Below are 17,224 nucleotides of genomic sequence, written 5' to 3'. Positions count from 1 at the left end.
AATGACGGCAATTGAAAGCAATCTGTCATCCGGCCGGATTGTGCTTCGCGAGGAAGGCATCGAGGCGGTCGAACCAGTCTTTCAGGTTCACCGGATTCGAGAATCCGTGGCCCTCTTCCTTATAGGCGACATATTCGAAATTGCTGTTCCCTGCGGCCTTCAGCGCCGCGATCAGATTCTGCGACTGGCCGATCGGGACCGTGCCATCATCCTCGCCATGCGCGATCAGCAACGGCCGCTGCAGGCGCGCGGCCTGCTGCGTCGGCGAAACCGAAGCGAGATCGAATTCGGGTTCGCCGGTGACGCGGGCGCGCCAGCGCTTGCCCGCCTCCTTGTCGAGATAGCGCCGGTTATATTTGAGCATGGCCTTCAAATCGGCAACCCCCGCCAGGCTCGCCGCGCAGCGATAGCGTTCGGGATTGCGGATCGCGCCCCACATCGCGGCATAGCCGCCATAGGAGGCCCCGACGATGCACACCCGACCCTTGTCGACGATGCCCTCCTTGACCAGCCAGTCCATCCCGTCGTCGAGATCGTCCTGCATCTTGCGCCCGATCTGGCCGATGCCGGCATCGCCGAACGCAGTGCCATAACCGCCCGATCCGCGGAAATTGGGCTGGAGCACCGCATAGCCGCGGTTCGCGAAAAACTGGACCTGCGGATCATATTCGAGCTTGTCGCGCACCCCATAGGGGCCGCCGTGCGGATAGACGATCAGAGGAAGACCCTTCGCCGCGCGCCCCTTCGGCAGCGTCAGATAGGCGGGGATGTCGGTTCCGTCGCGCGCAGCGTAATGCACCGCCCTGGTCACCGCGAGCCGTTCCGGGTCGAGCGCCCGCTGCATCGCGGCGATCGGAGACATCTGACCGGCGGTGCGGTCGAGGAAATAATATAGGCCCGGTTCGTCGGGGGCTGTCGCGAGGACCAGCATCTGCTTGCCGTCGCGACTCCGCGACGCAACCCACGCCTCGCGGCCGGGAATGGCCCGATCGAGCTGCCCCTGCAGCTTCTTGTTCACTGGATCGAACCATTCGACCCGATCGCGATCGTCGGTATAGGACACGCCCTCGAGCGCGGTTCCACCAAGGTTCAGCCAATAATCGTCGATGTCGTAACGGTCGTTGCCATAGACCAGCTCGCCGAGTTCGCGTGTGCGATAGTTGAAGCGATACAATGCCTGCCGGCCATTTTTGTCGCTGAGCGCATAGCCTTCGTCCGATCCCGTGACGATCTTTGCGATCTGGAAATAGGCGTTCTCGTCGCTCGGCTTCACCGCCGCGATCAGATCGAATTTCTCGCCGTCCGAGCGCCGGTAGTAGAATTTGAGCTTGCCGGCCTCGAAACCGACGCCGGCGCGGACGATACCGGTATCGTCGGCATACCATTCCCAGATCGGCGCACGCCGCCGGATGAGTTCGGTCATCGCCCCGTCGGGAAGGGACACGCGAAAGACCGACGGATAATCGAACATGTCCGACTGCATGGACAGAAGCAGATAATGGCCGTCGGGATCGATGAAGAGCACGTCGTCACCCTCCAGCGAACGCCCGACCCGTCCGAGCGCCTTGTTGGTCTTCGTGGCGAAGTCGTGGAGCAACAACACCGTCTGGCGCACATCGACATTCATGAAGCGCGAGCTGCGTTCGATACTGATCAGAAGCTTGTCGTTGCCCGCCCACCGCAGCCAGCGAAAATCGACCTTTTCGGGCAGGTCGACGCGCGACATCGCCTCCTGGTCGACGGCCCGATACAGGATTGCCTGCCGACCCTTGATCCGGCCGAGAAAGGCGATCGACTTGCCATCGGGTGACAAGGCCGCGTTCGATATTTCCGGAAGCCGCGCCAGTTCCTCGGTAGAGATCCGTGCCGGAGGTATGGCCGCCGTCGTCTGCGCGGCGGCCGTCGCCGGACGGATGATCGCTGCCGCAAGCGCAAGCAGCATGCACTCCAATGCCCTCATCATTCCCCCATTCCCTGCGGCCGAACAATAAGCCCCCGGAATTTCGAGGCAATCGGGAATTAGTTCACAATGCGCAGCTTTCGCGCGACGCGCCAGCCGACGGTCTTGGCCCACGCATAACTCGGCCAGCGCGGCGGCATCTTCGGGTCGAGGCCGATGCGGCGGAGCGCGGCGTTGGCGGCGTGCGCCTCGGACTCGCGGTAGCTCCATTCGCTGCGCCAGGTGATCGACAGCGAGATCGAGGGCGCGTCGCCATTGGCGACGAAATGCGGCGCCATCACCGGCATCAGCACCGCGTCGCCGGGGCCGAGCGGCACCTGCTGCGCGGCGCCGAGATACTCATCCTGCCACGGCAGGTTGCGATGCCCGCCGGTGTGATAGCGCTCATGCTGGGTGCGATGCGCGAAGCGTTCGTCGCCCGAGGGCCAGACGTGCATCACCTTGGCCCCGCGCAGCTGGAGCAGGATATTATGCTCGGGGTCGAAGTGGAACGGCGTGATCGATCCCGGCGACGAGATGAAGACGAAGCCCTGCGGCGTCAGCATCGCGCCGGTGCGCGGCTCGACCACCGGCGCCAGTTCGCCGAGCAGGTCCATCAGCAGCGCACGATAGTCGGGCACCGTCTCGATATTCTTGAGTACCGCCCAGCTTCGGTTGGTGTCGATGGTACGGATTGTCTCACCGATCGACAGGCCGTTCGACGGCACATCCTCGGGCGCGATCCCGATCGGCACATCGCCCGGATTATATTCGACCTGGCCCGCGGGCAGATTCTCGCCGAGCGCCGCAAGCGCGTCGAGCGACAGCAGCCGGTGATCGGGCAGACGGTGGTGCAGCAGCCCCGCTTGCGACGGGTACAGCGCCTCCATCCGCGCAAGCGTTTCCGCCGCGAAAACGGGCTGGTCGCTGGTGGGCTGGTCGATGATGGTCTGGCCGGTCATGCCTGGTCTTCTACCTTCGATGCGGGGCGCTTCCAACGGCGCCAGATCCTTTCCGCCTGCGCGAGCGCGCGAAAGCGCAACCGGTCGCCGCTACCACCGAGTGGCGCGTTGACCCAGACGAGATGCCGCCGTTCGCGCCAGACGCTGTCGATCATCGGGTGATCGGGCGCCGCACAGCTGTCCACCCACGCGATGCGCGGATCGCCCAGCAGGTCGAGGTTCGCCTGCTGGAGCAGGACGCCCGGCGAGAAGCGGGCATAATCCTCGTCGAACGCGGTCTTGAAGGAGAAGGCGCCGGGGACGCTGAGGAAGTTGACGAGCATCGCGAGCGGCCGGTCGTTCAGCACCAGCGCGCGCATATCGAGCTTGCCCGCCGCCGCGGCCGCGGTGAGGATCGCGCGGAACCACGCCTCGGTATCGCCGTGGCTGGCGAGCGCCGAGCCCGCCCGGCCCTTCCATCCGCGCGCCTCGAGGTCGAGGAACGCGCCAATCCATTGCTCGACCGGCTCGTCGCCCGTCCAGCGGCGAAAGGAGACGCGCCCTTCCTCGCCGAGACGGTTGGCCTGCCGGCGCAGTTCCTTGCGCTTTTTCGCGCGCACCGCCGAGTCCCAATAGGCTTCGGGCGAAAGGTCGCTTTCGAGCAGCGCGCGCTCCTCGCGGTGGACGATCTCCGCCGCCGCGCCGCGATCGCGCGACACGTCGGCGAGCGCGCGGTGCAGCGGCCCGTCCTCGGTCAGACGCGGCACATGGATCAGCGTGTGCGCCCAGCCCGCCGCATCGCACCAGCCGAGCAGGATCGACCAGAAAAGATGCTCCATCCCCGCGCGCACCAGCGGCGCCCCGTGGAAATGGTTGGGATGCGCCCAGCCGGTGACGTGGCGCAGCGGCAGGGGGCCATATTTGACCGCCGACGCAAGCGGCATCACGCCGATCAGGGGACCGTCGCGCTCGCCCATCACCATCACCAGCCGCGCTTCGCGCGCGGGGTCGAGCAGGTGCAGCGCCGGTTGCAGGCACCAGCGTTCGACGAAGGGATTGGGCTCGCTCGCCTCGTCCGCCAACCCGTCCCACGCTGCAGCGAGGTCGTCGGACAGCGCCAGCGGGTCGACGATGCGCACCGCGAGCGCCGCCGAATCCCCGGCTGCGGTGGCAGTGACCGGAAAGGCTGGATGGACCGTCATCGCCGGTTATCCTAGCATCGAAGCGTTAAGAGGAGGTGGCAATTCGTCTAAGCGCGAAGTCTGTAACTTCGTCATCCCGGACCCTTCGACAAGCTCAGGACAGGCTCGATCCGGGATCCATGTTTGAGGCGCGAGCTCGAATGGACCCCGGATCGAGTCCGGGGTGACGATGGGAGGAACGCCCAACCGAGACGCCAGCGCGTTCAGATACCGAACAGCTTCGCCAGCGACTTTTCGAGCATGAAGAATTGCCAGATCAGCCGGCCATGATCGCGGCGGCCCGACTGGTGCGCGGCGACGACACGTTCGATCTCGGCCATGTCGAACCAGCCCGACCGCGCGAGCGTCGCCGAGGTCGCGAGCGCCTTTGCCTGCGGTGCGAGCGGTCCGCGGAACCATTGCGTGACTGGCGTGACGAAGCCCATCTTCGGCCGGTAGAGGATGTCGTGCGGCAGATAGCGTTCCATCGCCTGCTTCAGGATCGCCTTGCCCGTCCCGCCCTTGACGCGCATCGACGCCGGCAGGCTTGCGGCGAATTCGATCAGGCGATAGTCGAGCAACGGCTCGCGCGCCTCGAGGCTGACCGCCATGCTCATCCGGTCGGTCTTGGTGAGGATGTCGCCGGGCAGCCAGATCATCAGGTCGGCATATTGCGCCCGGTCGAGCGCCTCGCGCGCCGGCGCCTCGCTCATCGCCTTCCAGTAGCGCGCTTCGGCGATATGGTCGCCGAGCGCATGGATCGCGGCGTCGTTGTAGAGCCGCGCGCGCTGCGCGGGACCGGTCACGCCGACCGCCTCGGCATAAGCCTCGATCCCGCCCTTCGACAGACCGGCGAGCGTCGCGCGCGCGCGCAGCGGGCGCGGCGCCCAGTCCATCTGCGGCCAGACGCGCGACAGCGGGCCGAGCAGGCCGCGCCGCAGCACGCCAGGGATCAGGCCGCGCAGCCGCTCCTCCTGATGCTGGAAGACGAGGCGGCGGTATCCCGCGAACGCCTCGTCGGCGCCGTCGCCCGAGAGCGCGACCGTGACCTGCTCGCGTGCGAGTTCGCAGACGCGGTAGGTCGGCAGCGCGCTGGCGTCGGCGAAGGGTTCGTCGAACATGTCGGCGATCCTGTCGACGAGCGCGAAATCGGCGGCGGCGACGGTGCGCGTCCGATGGTCGGTCGCGAAGCGTTCGGCGATCGCTTGCGCATAAGCGGTCTCGTCGAGCGCCGCCTGGTCGAAGCCGATCGTGCAGGTCTTGACCGCCTTTGCGCTCGCCTCCGCCATCAGCGCGACGACCGCGCTGCTGTCGACGCCGCCCGACAGGAAGGCGCCCAATGGCACGTCGGACACCATGCGGTCGGTGACCGCGGCGCGCATCAGGTGGACGAGATGCTCGGCCGCCTCGGCCTCGCCGACGCGGACGCGCTTCGAAAAATCGGGCGCCCACCAGCGCTGCGGCGCGGGAAAGGGCTTGCTGCGTTCGAGGAGGAGAAAATGCCCCGCGGGCAATTTCTCGACCCCCGCGACGATGCAATTGTCATCGGGGACATAGCCCAGCGCGAGGAAGTCCTCGACCGCCGCAAGATTGGGCTCTTGCCGCAGCAACGGATGGCGCAGCAACCCCTTCAGTTCCGACGCAAAGGCAAGCGAACCGTCGGACAGCCGGACATGATGGAGCGGCTTCACCCCCAGCCGGTCGCGCGCGAGGAACAGGCAGCCGCGCGCATGGTCGTGGATCGCGAAGGCGAACATGCCGTTCAGGCGCGCCAGGCATTCGACGCCCCACTGCCGCCAGGCCGCGAGGATCACCTCGGTATCGCCGCTGGTGCGGAAGCGGTGGCCGCGATCTTCCAGCTCGGCGCGCAGCTCGCGGAAATTATAGATTTCGCCGTTGTAGGTGATGGTGACGATCTCGTCGTCGCTCGCCATCGGCTGCGGGCTGCCCGCGATATCGATGATCGACAGGCGCAGATGGCCGAAACCGACGCCGGGCGCGGTCCAGGTGCCGCTGCCGTCGGGGCCGCGATGCGCCATCGGGTGGAGCATCGCGCGCAGGCGCGAGGGATCGACCGGCTTCGCCGTCTCGATATGATAAATGCCTGCGATCCCGCACATATAGAAAGCGGTCTTAACGCGTTTCGAGCGCGCGGTCAGCCATTGCCTGCGCTCCACCCGACGCGGAAACGAAAGCGGCGATCGCATCGCGGCCGCCGTGCGCCTCTTCGGCCGAGACGATCAGCGACAGCGCCCGGGGGTCGCCGCCGAACAGGCGCGCCCTCAGTCCGGCCAGTTTCGCGGTCCGCGCGCTGCCCGTCGCAGTGCCGCCCACAACATACCAGCTCGCGGCATCGCGCAGCAGCGGGCCGGGGTGGAGCAGGCGTTCGGCCTTGCCGCCGTCGACCGCGGGGAGCGCGGCGCTCCATGCCCATTTACCGTCGGGATCGATCGCGCCCTGCCCGAAGGCGACGACTTCGCGCCCTTCGCCCTGCCGTTCATAGCCGCCGATCGCGACCGTGACGCGGTTCCCTTGTCGATCGGTGAAATGGCCGACGACCCGCCGGTCGGCGCCGTCGAAGCGGGGCTCCCAGACGACAGGCTCGGGCGCGGCGGCGGTCCATCCGGCCGGGGTCGCGACCGCAATCGTTTCGGGCAACTCTGCCGTGCGCCCGCCGACGAGCGTCGCCCAGCCGACGAAGAGCAACGGAATGGCAATCGCCCCGCACAGCACAGCCGCCGCATGGCCGGCGCGGCGAAGCACGCCTTCGAGCCCGCTCACATCGACCGCGACATCGTTCGCGGGCCGGTCGAACCAGCGGCGGGCAACAAGCATCACGACCAAAATGACCAGGCCGAAGAAGATCCAGCCATAAAAGACATGATCGATCCCGCCCGCCGCCTCGATCCCCCAGATTTCGGCCGCGACCATCGTGCCATAAGCGCGCAGCGCGTTGGCTAGGATCGTCGTGGCCAGCGCGAGGCCGACGAAGATGATACGCCGCGTCCAGCTTTTGAAACAGAGGTGCGCGGCGAACACCGAATAGGCGAGCATCGCGATCAGGAAATTGACCCCCGAACAGGCCTCGGCCACCTCGAAAAAGCCTGCGCGGGTGGTGATGAACACGCCCTCGATCTCGGCCGACAGGCCCGACAGATGCAGCAGCGCAAGCGAGATTTTCGCGGTGAGCGTCTGGAGCAGCGGCACCAGCTCCTCGCCGAACGGCACGAGGAGCAGTGCGTAAGCGAGCGGAAACAGCAGCCCGCGCACCAGCTTCTCACCCAATGTCGCGGCCACGGCGCCCTGCAGCATCAGCACGAGGCCGAGTTGCCGGAACAGCCCGACCCCCGCCGCCTCGCCGACGAGCCACACCAGCCCCGCGCCCGCGATCCAGACCAGCGCGGGCCACCAGAAAGCGGGCGTCAGCGGGCGCAGCAGCGCGGTACGCTGCGACACCAGCCAGCCGATCATCGGCACCATCAGCAGGCAGTGGGTGAAGGTCGAACTGTGCCACCAGATGCCGGCCATATCGGCGGCGTCGCGGTGGAAGACCGCGAGCATCGCCGCCGCCACGCCCGCGAGTGCGGCAAGGTGCCGCTGCCAGCGCGTCCAGTCCCGCGGGCGGGCGATGGTGTGCGCCGTCATGCCGCGAGCCCGAGCAGGCGCGCGAGCGGCGCGAGCTGCGCATCCCAGCCATAGCGCGCGATCATCTGCGCCCGCGCCGCCCTTCCCATCGCGGCGGCGGCGGCGGGGTCGTCGAACAGGCGAACGACGGCGTCGGCCATCGCACCGGCACCGTCGGCGACGAGCAGATGCTCGCCCGGCGCAGCGTCGATCCCGGTCGCGGCGGCGGCGCTCGCGACCACGGGCCGCGCCATCGCCATCGCCTCGAGCAGCTTGTTCTGCACCCCGCGCGCGAGGAGGAGCGGCGCGACCACCGCATCGGCGGCGGCGAGCCACGGCCGGACGTCGGGCACCTCGCCGGTGACGATCACGCCGGGCAGCGTTTCGAGCGCGCGCACCTCTTCGGCCGGCGCGCGGCCGACGATCGCGAAGCGCGCTTGCGCGTGATGCTGGCGGATGTGCGGCAGGATATCCGACGCGAACCAGCGCACCGCGTCGATGTTCGGCCGATAGTCCATCTGGCCGGTGAAGACCGCGAGCGGGCCGTCGCCCTCGCCCACGCGGTCAAACGACAGCGCGGGATCGAAATGGCCGGTGTCGATGCCGTTCCCGACGGCATGCACCGTGTCGGCGCCGAGCCCGCTGCGCGCGCGGAACAGCGCCGCCTCGGCTTCGCTGACGAACAGGCTCGCATCGACCGCGCGCGCGACCTTGGCCTCGAACGCGCCGAGCCTCCGCGCCTCGCGCGCATGAACCCAGTGGAGCGGCTGGCGTTTGTCCTGCTCGGCATAAGTGGCGAACTTCGCCGAATCGACGTCGACGAAATCCATGACGACCGGCCCCGCGAACCCGGCCGGCAGATATTGCGCCATCTGCCCCGAGAAGGCGACGATATGGCTCACCTTGCCGATCGCGAGCAGCGCGCCGACATGTTCGGCAAGCGCGGCGCTGCGGAACAGGCGGTTCGACACCGGTTCGCCGCGCAGGACTGCCGACGCCAGGGCCACGGGGCGCGATACGCCGCGCACCTCGATGCACAGGCTCCTGCAAAGCGGCGCGAGTTTCGCTTCGGCGACGGCGGCATCCTCGGCCGTATCGGCGAGCGCAGCGACATGGACGGGCGCGAGCTTTGCCAGCGCCTCGAACATGTGCCAGCTGCGGATACGGTCGCCGCGGTCGGGGGGCCAGGGCGCGCGGTGGACCAGAAACAGGATCTCGGCCATTACCCGAGCCCGCGCGCAATCAGCGGGCCGATGCGGTTCGCCGCCCATAGCGGCAGTTTCTTCCAGAGGTCGACCTGCAGCCTATATTTGGCGCTGGTCGGGTTGGTGTCGCGCGCGCGTTCACCGGGCGCGAGCCAGCGCGCATAGACGAGCGGCTCGGGCTCGAAGCCCCAATTCTTCTTGTACGCGAAGGGCCCGGTGCCGAGTTTCGAGCGGCCGAAATCGAAGCGCGTGCAACCCTTCGCCCGCGCATGGCGCAACAGCGCGAAATACATGAGCTCGTTGGCGCGCAGCCTGCGCGCGTCGGCGGTGCCGCCGCCCCAATAGGGCATCACCGTACCGCGCCAATAGAGGCTGAGCACGCTCGCGACCGGCGCGCCATTGGCACGCACCGTCAGGATGTCGGCGTCGCCACCGAATGCGTCGAGCACCGCGTCGAACAGCGCCTTCGGGAACACCGGCGTGCCAAGGTTGCGGACGCTGGTCGCATAGATGCGATAATGGTCGCGCCGTTCGGCTGCATCGGTGCCGGTCGTGACCGTCAGCTCGCTTTCGAGCGCCTTGCGCACCTCGGCGCGCTGCTTGCGCGGAACGGCGAGCAGTTCGGCGTCGTCATCGGCGGCGAGGTTGCGGACGAAGCCGGCATAGACACCCTCCTCGCGGAGCCACCCGTCAGCGTCGGGAAGCGCCCCGCCGCGCAGTTCCACCGAGGGAACGCCGAGCGATTTCGCCATGTCGGCCGCGCCCTGCGCGAGCGTTGCGGCGACCGCGTCATTGTCCGCCAATATACCGCCGTCGACTGCAAAGCCGCTGCCGACGAGCGCCTGCCCGAAGAGCGGCGAGCGGACATGATGAAGCGGCAGCAGCCCGGTGAGCGCGCCGCCCGCGCCGCGCGCGGTCAGAAGGTGGCAGACGTGTCCGGTCGCGCGCGTGATCGCCTCGCACCACGCGCGGCTGTGGAAGGGCGTCGCCTCTGGATGCGCGGCGACATAGGCGTCCCATGCGTCGACATCGGTCAGCGGCACCGGTGGCTGAATCGGCGCGTTCACGCGGCGGCGCGCCACGACTGCGCGCGCTCCTGCTGCGCGGGGAGCAGCGCGTCGGCGCGGGTCCATTCGAAATCGGCGAGCAGTTTCTTCAGCTTGCCCGCCATTGCGGAAAGGCCGGTGTAGTGGCGGATTCTCGACCTCACCGGCGCATCGGCGACGCGCGGCTGGCCGGGATCGATTTCCCACGGATGGAAATAGAGGATCGCGGGATGCCCCTCGCCATTCATCCGCTCGATCGCCCAGCGCGTGAAGCCATAGGGGAGCAGGCGCATGAAGCCGCCGCCACCCGCCGCCAGCGTGCGCCCGGCAAAGCGCGCGGTCGTCACCGGCCATTCGACAAGCTCGCTGTCGGGCAGCGGGCGCCAGGCGTGGCGCGGGCTCTGCGGCCAGCCATAATGGTCGTGGACGACGGGTGCGACACTCGACGAATAGGCATAGCCCTGTTCGGCGAGCACGGCATGCGCCCACGGCGTGCGCGTATCGACCGAGAAGCTCGGCGCGCGATAGCCGCGGATCGCGACCCCGCCGAGATCTTCGAGGATCGCCCGCGTCTTTGTGAGGTCGGCGGCGAAATCGCCGGCCGTCATCGAGAAGACGCGCTTGTGATCATAGCCGTGGCTGGCGAGTTCATGCCCCGCCGCGACGATGCGCCGGATCAGCGCCGGATAGCGTTCGGCGACCCAGCCGAGCGTGAAGAAGGTGCCCTTGGCGCCCGCCTCGGCGAAAATCTGCAGCACCGCGTCGCAATTCGCCTCTACCCGGCATTCGAGCGTCGGCCAGTCGGCACGGTCGATCGTGCGCTCAAAGGCGCCGACCTGGAACCAGTCCTCGACATCGACCGACAGGCCGTTCTGCATCGTCCCTCACCTTCATCAACATCTTAGCAGTCGATGTTCAGAACGTCACGCCGCCCAGACTTCGGACTTCGTGGGGTTGGGCGAATTTTCGGGATCGCGTTCGACCCATTCGATGAGCAGGTCGAGCACGCGGCGCAGCGCCGCATCCTGTTCGACGAGCCGCGCCTCGAGGCTGGCGATCTGGCTTTGCAGCGCCGCGATCTGCGCATCATGCGCGGCCGGGGCCTGAGCGACGGGTTCGGAAACAAGCTCGATCACGTCGTCGGCCGCGGCGGGCGTCCCGGCCTGATCGGCGACGAGCGTCCGCGCGGCGGCGAAATCGGTAGGCGCGGCAAAGGGCGGCCGTCCATCGTTCGCCGCGTCGGACCACGCCTGCGGCGGCTCGGCGGCGGCGGCCGCGTGCGCGACAACCTCCTCGACCGGTAGCGGGGCCAGGCTTGCTTCGTCGATCCCGCGGTCGGCCTCGATCTCGCCGATCACGTTGCGGACATGCTGCGCCGAAATGCGGTGCAGTTCCTCGACCGCGCCGAACAGCAGCAGGCGGCTGACCAGCACGTTCAATTTGCGCGGCACGCCGTCGCTATAGTCGTAGATCAGCTCGAACGCCTCGGGCGCGAAGCTCGGATTGCCCGTCCAGCCGACCTTCTTGAGGCGGTGGAGGATATAGGGTTCGACCTCCTCGGGCTCCATCGGGTCGAGGTGGTGCGTCGCGATCACCCGTTGACGAAGCTGCTCGAGCGCGGGCGTATGGAACAATGTCTGGCGGAACTCGGGCTGGCCGAGCAGGAAGATCTGCAGCAGCGAATGGTCGCCGAGCTGGAAGTTCGAGAGCATGCGCAGCTCTTCGAGCGCCGAGATCGCAAGATTCTGCCCCTCGTCGACGATCAGCAAGGTGCGGCGGCCGGCGCGCGCCTGTTCGCGCAGATATTGCTCGATCGAGCGGAGAAGCTCCGCCTTGCTCTGCTCTTCCCACTCGATGCCGAACTGTTCGGCGACGAGGCGGAGCAAATCGTCGCCCTCGACCTGCGTCGACACCAGCTTGACCGCGGTCAGGCGGTTGGGATCGATCGTGTTCATCAAATGGCCGACGAGCGTCGTCTTGCCGGCGCCGACGTCGCCGGTGATGACGATGAACCCCTCGCCCTGCGCGAGGCCGTAGCCGAGATAGGACATCGCCTTGCGGTGCGTGCCGCTCTCGAAATAGAAAGCCGGATCGGGCGTCAGCTGGAAGGGCCGACCGGTGAAACCATAATATTGATCGTACATCGAAATTCCCCGATCAGAAATTGTACCGCAGGCCCACCAAAGCCGAACCGATCAGGCGGCTGTTGAAGCCATCCTGGTCGAACGCGCTCAGCGCCGCCGCCGCGCTGCCCGTCAGCGAACGCCAGATGCGCCGCGAATAGGCTGCCGAAATCCCCGCCGACTGGACATCGCCCGCACCCGGCGCGCCATTGTCATAATAGTTCAGATAGCCCGCAATGCTGAGATCCGAATCGACATCGAGCTGGCGCCCCGCGGTCAGGAAGAGATAATAGCTCTCGTCCTTCGTCCCATCGAGATAGGCGAGCGGTGACGCCGCCGGAACGAGCAGGCGGCGGCGGTCGTAACCGACCCCGACGCCATAGCTCCAGCGGCCGTAGCTCGAGCTCAGGATCGCCTGCACGCCGCGGTTGCGATACTGGAACGTCCCCGCATTGCCGAGCTGGTTGTTGAGGCAGCCGCCGGTCTGTTCGCCGAAGACGCAGGTGTTGACCTCGCCGCTCACCGGATTGCGCGTCGGGTCGAACTGGGTCGGCAGCGCTGCGAGGCCGGTCGACAGACCGCGACCGAAGCTCGACAGCCCGTCATAGACGCCGACCTGGACCAGGGTCGCATGGTCGGGGCGATAGGCGAAGCTGCCGGTATAGACGGTGTCGCCATAGCGGCGGCCGACGCGCGCGGTCAGCGAGGTGCGGCGGCTCGGCTGCCACATCACGCCCGCGTCCCAGATCAGCCCGTCGACGTCGAACGACAGCTGGCGCGGGCTCGATGTGTCGGTGACATAGCGGCCGTTCGCGTCGAGCACCGGCACGCCGTTGGCATCGACCACCGGGTCGCGCTGGCCGATCTCGACATCCTCGTAACCGACGCCGCCGAGCAGCGCGACGGTCGGCGAGATCGGGACGGTGATGTCGGCGCGGGCGTATTTGCCGTCGAAACGCTGGTCGAGCTGGCTCGCATCCTCGCGTTCCCAGCCGCCCGATACCTGCCAGCCGAACGGCAGGTCGCCCGGCCGCTGGCCGATGCTGCCCCACGCGACATGGTTGGTCGAATGGTCGAAGACATCGCGGGGCTGGACGCCGGGCGCGAGCACCGCGGGATTGTCGACCTCGACCTTGGTGTAGCCGAAGCGATAGCCGGCGCCGACGTCGAGATTGCCGATACGCCGCGCGAAGGTCGGCCCGGCGTAGATGGAATAGAGGTCGGCGACATTGGTCCCGCCCCCGATGAAGAAGCCGCTGTCGGCACCCTGCCCGTCGGCGCGCGCACGCGTCGCGAGCGCCCCGGCCTCAAGGTTCAGCCCCTGCGCGGCTTCGAGGCGGCCGCGCACGAGGCCGCTCAAAATATCGGCGTCGCTGAGCCCGCCGCTTTCGCCGAAGCGATGTTCGTAGCGGATCGTCCCCGCAAGCTCGGCGCGGCGCGTCACGATCGCCGCGTCGACACCGACCGCGACGGTCGTGTAGGTCAGGACATCGCCGTCGCCGCCTTTCAGGTCGGCGGTCAGCACCTGATCGACCTCGAGATAGGGGCTGACGTCGACCTGCCGCTGGCGCTTCTTGCGTTCGCCGCGCTTCGCCTTGCGGCCGGTTTCGGATGCCGAAGGCGCGCTGCTTGCGCCCGGATCGCTGGACGCGGCGCCGGGATCGCCGGAGAATTGCGCCTCGGCGCTCGTCGCGGTTCCCGCGAGCAGCAGCGCGGCAAGCGCCGCCGCCGTGCGCAAGGTGATACGGGGAGACATCACGCGCCGCCTCCCTGGCCGTAATAGGTGCCGAAACGGCGGCCGCCCGGCGAGAATTTCACGCCGTTGAGCAGGAGCTGGATGTGCGGGCACGCCCCCATCAGGCCGATCGCGTCGCGCAGCGCACTTTCCATCGTCAGATCGGCGCGCACGACCATGATGAGTTGGCCGACATGCCCGGCGAGCACCGCCGCGGGCGACGCTGCAAGAACGGGCGGCGAATCGAGGATGACGATCCGGCCCGGCGCGCCCTGTTCAAGCTGCGCGAGCAGTGCTTCGGTCCGCGCCGAGGCGAGCAGTTCGGTATCGTGCATATGCTGCGTACCGGCGGGCATGACCTTCAGCCCGGGAATGTCGGTCTGGATCAGGCAATCGGCGAGCGGCAGATGCGGATCGGCGAGCGCATCCATCAGCCCCGGACTATTTTCAAGGCCAAGCGCTTCGAGCACACTCGGCTTCGCGATATCGGCGTCGATCAGCAGCACGTCGTGGTCGGCCTCGACCGCGAGGCTGAGCGCGAGGTTGACCGCGGTGAAGGTCTTGCCCTCGCCGGGGTTCGCCGAAGCAATCAGCACACGGTGGCCGCGCGGCACGACCGGACGGTTCGCGGTCCCCGCGAAATTGCGGATGATCTCGCGCTTCACGATGCGATATTCTTCGGCAATGCCGGTCACCGGGGCGCCGGGCACGACCATGCCGCGGGACGCAAGCCGGTCGCGGTCGATGCGGCCGTGGCGCGCGGGCTCGATCGCGGGCGCCGCCTTCGCGACATCCTTGCGCGGCGAGGCCTTCACGGGCGCCGGTTCCACGACGGGCGCCACCTCGATCACGGCTTCGGAAGCGGCCTCGGGCGGCAGTACGTCCGCGACCGGTGCAGTCTTGGTCTTCCGCACCTTCTTCTCGGGCTCGGGCGGCAGCTTCGACACGTCGATCGTCGACGCATTCTTCGCGGGATCGAGGCCGAACATGTCGGCGGCGCGTTCGAGCAGCGAGGGCTGGCGCTTGACGGGGCGTTGGTCGTTCATGTCCTCTTCCCCGCTCACGCGACCATGCCGCGCTGGACGAATTCGGCGATCAGCAGCAGCGCATAGAGGCCGACGAGCGCCCCCGCTCCGCTGGCGAGCCACACCAGCCTCTTCCGGCGCTCGACATGGCGGTCGGGCGTCACCACCTCGGTAATCGACCCGATCACCGGCAGCCCGCTCGCACGCTCGAGCTTCGCGGCGGTGGCATAGCTCGGGCGGACCTGCGCGAGGCCGAAGGCCGCGCCGATGCCGCCGCCGATCCCCGCCAGCAGTACCAGCGTCAGGAACAGCGGCCGGTTCGGCGCCGCGGGGCTGGTCGGCTTCGACGGGGGATCGAGCAGTTCGATCTTGATCGCGTCGGTTTCGGTCTGCGCATCGCCGCGCAGCCGCACCTGCTCGCGCTGGGCGAGCAGCTTGTCATATTGCGCCTTGGTCGCGGTATATTCGCCGTTGATCCGGTCATATTCGGCGGCGACACCGGGGTTCTGGATCTGCTGCGAGGTGATGCGCGCGATGTCGCCCGTCAGCTGCGACTTGCGCGCGGTCAGCGCGCTGACCGTCGCCTGGCGCTCGGCGCGCATCGCGGCGAGCGAGGCATAGGCGGGATTCTGCATCCCGCCGCCGCCACCGCCGCTGCCTTCGCGGTCGGCGATGGCCTTCAGCGACGCGATCTGGCTCTTCAGCGCGATGACGTCGGGATGCGCGTCGGTGAGCCCGCGCGCGCGCATCGAGGAAAGTTCGTTCTGCGCCCCGGCAAGCTGCTGGCGCGCGACGCTGCCGCCCACGCCGCCGCCGACGCCGGGGACCGACTGCGGGGTCGAGGCAAGCTGGCCGTTCGCGGCTGCAAGCTGCGCCTGCGCCGATACAAGCTGACTGTCGATCTGGCCGAGTTCGGCGCGCGCCGCCTCGACGCGCTGCGCGGGCGAGCCCGTGCCGCCCGGGATCAGGCCGATATTCTGCGCCTCGAACGCGGCGCGGCGCGCCTCGATCTCGCGCAGGCCCTTTTCGCGGTCGGCGATCTGCGAATCGAGGAATTTCAGGCCCTCGCGCGTGTTGACGCGGCCACCGCGCAACTGATCGTCGCGGAATACGGTGATCAGGCTGTCGAGTATTCCGCTCGCGAGCTTCGCATTGTCGGCGTCGGACAGGCTGCCGATCCCGACCGAAGAGGTCAGCTCGAAGATATTCTGCTGCTGCGGCACGACCTTGATATTCTGCTGCAACATCGCGACCGCGCCCGCCTTGTCGCGCTCGCCGGCATCGGCGCCGATCAGCCCGGTCGTCGCCGCAACCTTTTCGAGGTTGCGCGCGCTGGTCAGCGTCTCGCGGATCTGGTCGATCTGCTGCCCGGCCCCGAACGAGCCGCCGGTGCCATCGTCGGGCAGGATCTGGTTGACGTCGACGAGCAACCGCGCGCGGCTGTCATAGCGGTTGGGGATCGACGCGACCGCAAGCCAGCCGAGGATGCAGATGCCCCAGGCGACCGCGAGCACGAGCCAGCGGCGCGTCCAGACGCTGTGCACCGCCACCCGGATTTCGTCGTAAAGGCCGTTCATTGCTCGCTGTCAGTCCTTGGCAATCATGTCGGTGGGGGCAAAGATCAGAACATGCTTTCGGGGATGATGATCACATCGCCCGGTTGCAAGCGGACGTTCGCCTTGATGTCGCCGCGCTTGATGAGGTCGTTGAGGCGGAGCCCGAATTCCTCCTGCTTGCCGGTGCCCTTGTCATAGCGGACGAGGCGCGCCTTGTTGCCCGCCGCATATTCGCCAAGGCCGCCGACCGCGATCATCGCGTCGAGCACGGTCATGTTGGCGCGGAACGGGATCGAAGCCGGCTTCTCTGTGGCGCCAACGACGCGCACCTGCTGCGAGAAGGTGCTGTTGAAACTGGTGACGATCACGCTGACGATCGGATCGGTGATATATTGGCTGAGCTGCAGCTTGATGTCCTGCTGCAGCATCGTCGGCGTCTTGCCGACCGCGGGCATGTCGGTGATCAGCGGGGTGGTGATGCGGCCGTCGGGGCGGACCTGCACCTTGCCGCCGAGTTCGGGATTGCGCCACACGAAGATCTGCAGCTCGTCGAGCGGCCCGATGATATATTCCTCGCCCGGCCCTTCCTGGTTCGCAACGAAATTGGCGCTGGGAAGCTGCGGCGCCGACCCCGTGCTGCCCATGCATCCCGCGAGGGCGGTCGCGGCGATACCCGAGACCAGCGCAAGGCGTGCGACATGAAGCGAGGGGAAGGACGTCATATTCAAATCACCTTTCGAGCGGCCGAGTGCCCTCTGCCGCCCCTAAACGGCTGCAAAGAAACCCATTGCGTCAGCTTCCGCTATTGCTCGAAAGGGTGAATATACCGTTAGTCTTGCGCTAAGTTCG

The 17,224-nt window shown here is 67.7% G+C and carries 13 protein-coding genes; all 13 read right to left on the bottom strand.

From position 1 onward, the window contains the following. Positions 1-25 precede the first annotated feature (25 nt). The 13 genes from ATE64_RS14565 to ATE64_RS14505 all read right to left on the bottom strand — a co-directional run bounded on the left by ATE64_RS14565 (position 26) and on the right by ATE64_RS14505 (position 17,097). Complete coding sequence (locus ATE64_RS14565; RefSeq protein ID WP_082657798.1) at positions 26-1,963, bottom strand: S9 family peptidase; 1,938 nt, start codon at positions 1,961-1,963, stop codon at positions 26-28. A gap of 56 nt (positions 1,964-2,019) precedes the next feature. Beyond that, positions 2,020-2,901, bottom strand: a complete 882-nt coding sequence (locus tag ATE64_RS14560; protein ID WP_058456915.1) for a cupin-like domain-containing protein — start codon at positions 2,899-2,901, stop codon at positions 2,020-2,022. After that, positions 2,898-4,082 (bottom strand): GNAT family N-acetyltransferase, encoded by a 1,185-nt coding sequence (locus ATE64_RS14555; RefSeq protein WP_058456914.1) that lies wholly within the window; start codon positions 4,080-4,082, stop codon positions 2,898-2,900. The genes ATE64_RS14560 and ATE64_RS14555 overlap by 4 nt, the downstream gene beginning before the upstream one ends. A gap of 203 nt (positions 4,083-4,285) precedes the next feature. Next, positions 4,286-6,181 carry an XrtA/PEP-CTERM system amidotransferase gene (locus ATE64_RS14550; RefSeq protein WP_058456913.1) on the bottom strand — a complete coding sequence of 632 codons (1,896 nt, stop codon included), beginning with the start codon at positions 6,179-6,181 and terminating at the stop codon, positions 4,286-4,288. Between the two features lie 13 nt (positions 6,182-6,194). Beyond that, positions 6,195-7,706 carry an EpsI domain-containing exosortase gene (locus tag ATE64_RS14545; RefSeq protein ID WP_058456912.1) on the bottom strand — a complete coding sequence of 504 codons (1,512 nt, stop codon included), beginning with the start codon at positions 7,704-7,706 and terminating at the stop codon, positions 6,195-6,197. After that, positions 7,703-8,908, bottom strand: a complete 1,206-nt coding sequence (locus tag ATE64_RS14540; RefSeq protein ID WP_058456911.1) for a TIGR03087 family PEP-CTERM/XrtA system glycosyltransferase — start codon at positions 8,906-8,908, stop codon at positions 7,703-7,705. The genes ATE64_RS14545 and ATE64_RS14540 overlap by 4 nt, the downstream gene beginning before the upstream one ends. Beyond that, positions 8,908-9,972 (bottom strand): FemAB family XrtA/PEP-CTERM system-associated protein, encoded by a 1,065-nt coding sequence (locus tag ATE64_RS14535; RefSeq protein WP_231729151.1) that lies wholly within the window; start codon positions 9,970-9,972, stop codon positions 8,908-8,910. The genes ATE64_RS14540 and ATE64_RS14535 overlap by 1 nt, the downstream gene beginning before the upstream one ends. Continuing rightward, complete coding sequence (locus tag ATE64_RS14530) at positions 9,954-10,814, bottom strand: XrtA system polysaccharide deacetylase (protein WP_058456910.1); 861 nt, start codon at positions 10,812-10,814, stop codon at positions 9,954-9,956. Before ATE64_RS14530 ends, ATE64_RS14535 begins: the two co-directional genes overlap by 19 nt. A gap of 45 nt (positions 10,815-10,859) precedes the next feature. Then, positions 10,860-12,080, bottom strand: coding sequence for an XrtA/PEP-CTERM system-associated ATPase (locus ATE64_RS14525; RefSeq protein WP_058456909.1), 1,221 nt, complete (start codon positions 12,078-12,080; stop codon positions 10,860-10,862). A gap of 13 nt (positions 12,081-12,093) precedes the next feature. Next, entirely contained in the window at positions 12,094-13,815 is a 1,722-nt protein-coding gene (locus tag ATE64_RS14520) for a hypothetical protein (protein ID WP_058456908.1), read from the bottom strand. Further along, positions 13,815-14,840, bottom strand: coding sequence for an AAA family ATPase (locus ATE64_RS14515; RefSeq protein WP_058456907.1), 1,026 nt, complete (start codon positions 14,838-14,840; stop codon positions 13,815-13,817). Before ATE64_RS14515 ends, ATE64_RS14520 begins: the two co-directional genes overlap by 1 nt. Before the next feature lie 14 nt (positions 14,841-14,854). Beyond that, a complete protein-coding gene (locus tag ATE64_RS14510) occupies positions 14,855-16,396 on the bottom strand; it encodes an XrtA system polysaccharide chain length determinant (protein WP_058456906.1) in 1,542 nt (513 codons plus the stop codon). A gap of 44 nt (positions 16,397-16,440) precedes the next feature. Then, complete coding sequence (locus ATE64_RS14505; protein WP_058456905.1) at positions 16,441-17,097, bottom strand: XrtA/PEP-CTERM system exopolysaccharide export protein; 657 nt, start codon at positions 17,095-17,097, stop codon at positions 16,441-16,443. Between the last annotated feature and the right edge of the window lie 127 nt (positions 17,098-17,224).

It is taken from the genome of Sphingopyxis sp. H073 (assembly GCF_001468395.1).
In the GTDB taxonomy this organism is placed as follows: Bacteria; Pseudomonadota; Alphaproteobacteria; order Sphingomonadales; family Sphingomonadaceae; genus Sphingopyxis.
Note: the sequence above shows the minus strand (reverse complement) of the source record. Positions and strands in the feature narration are given on the sequence as shown.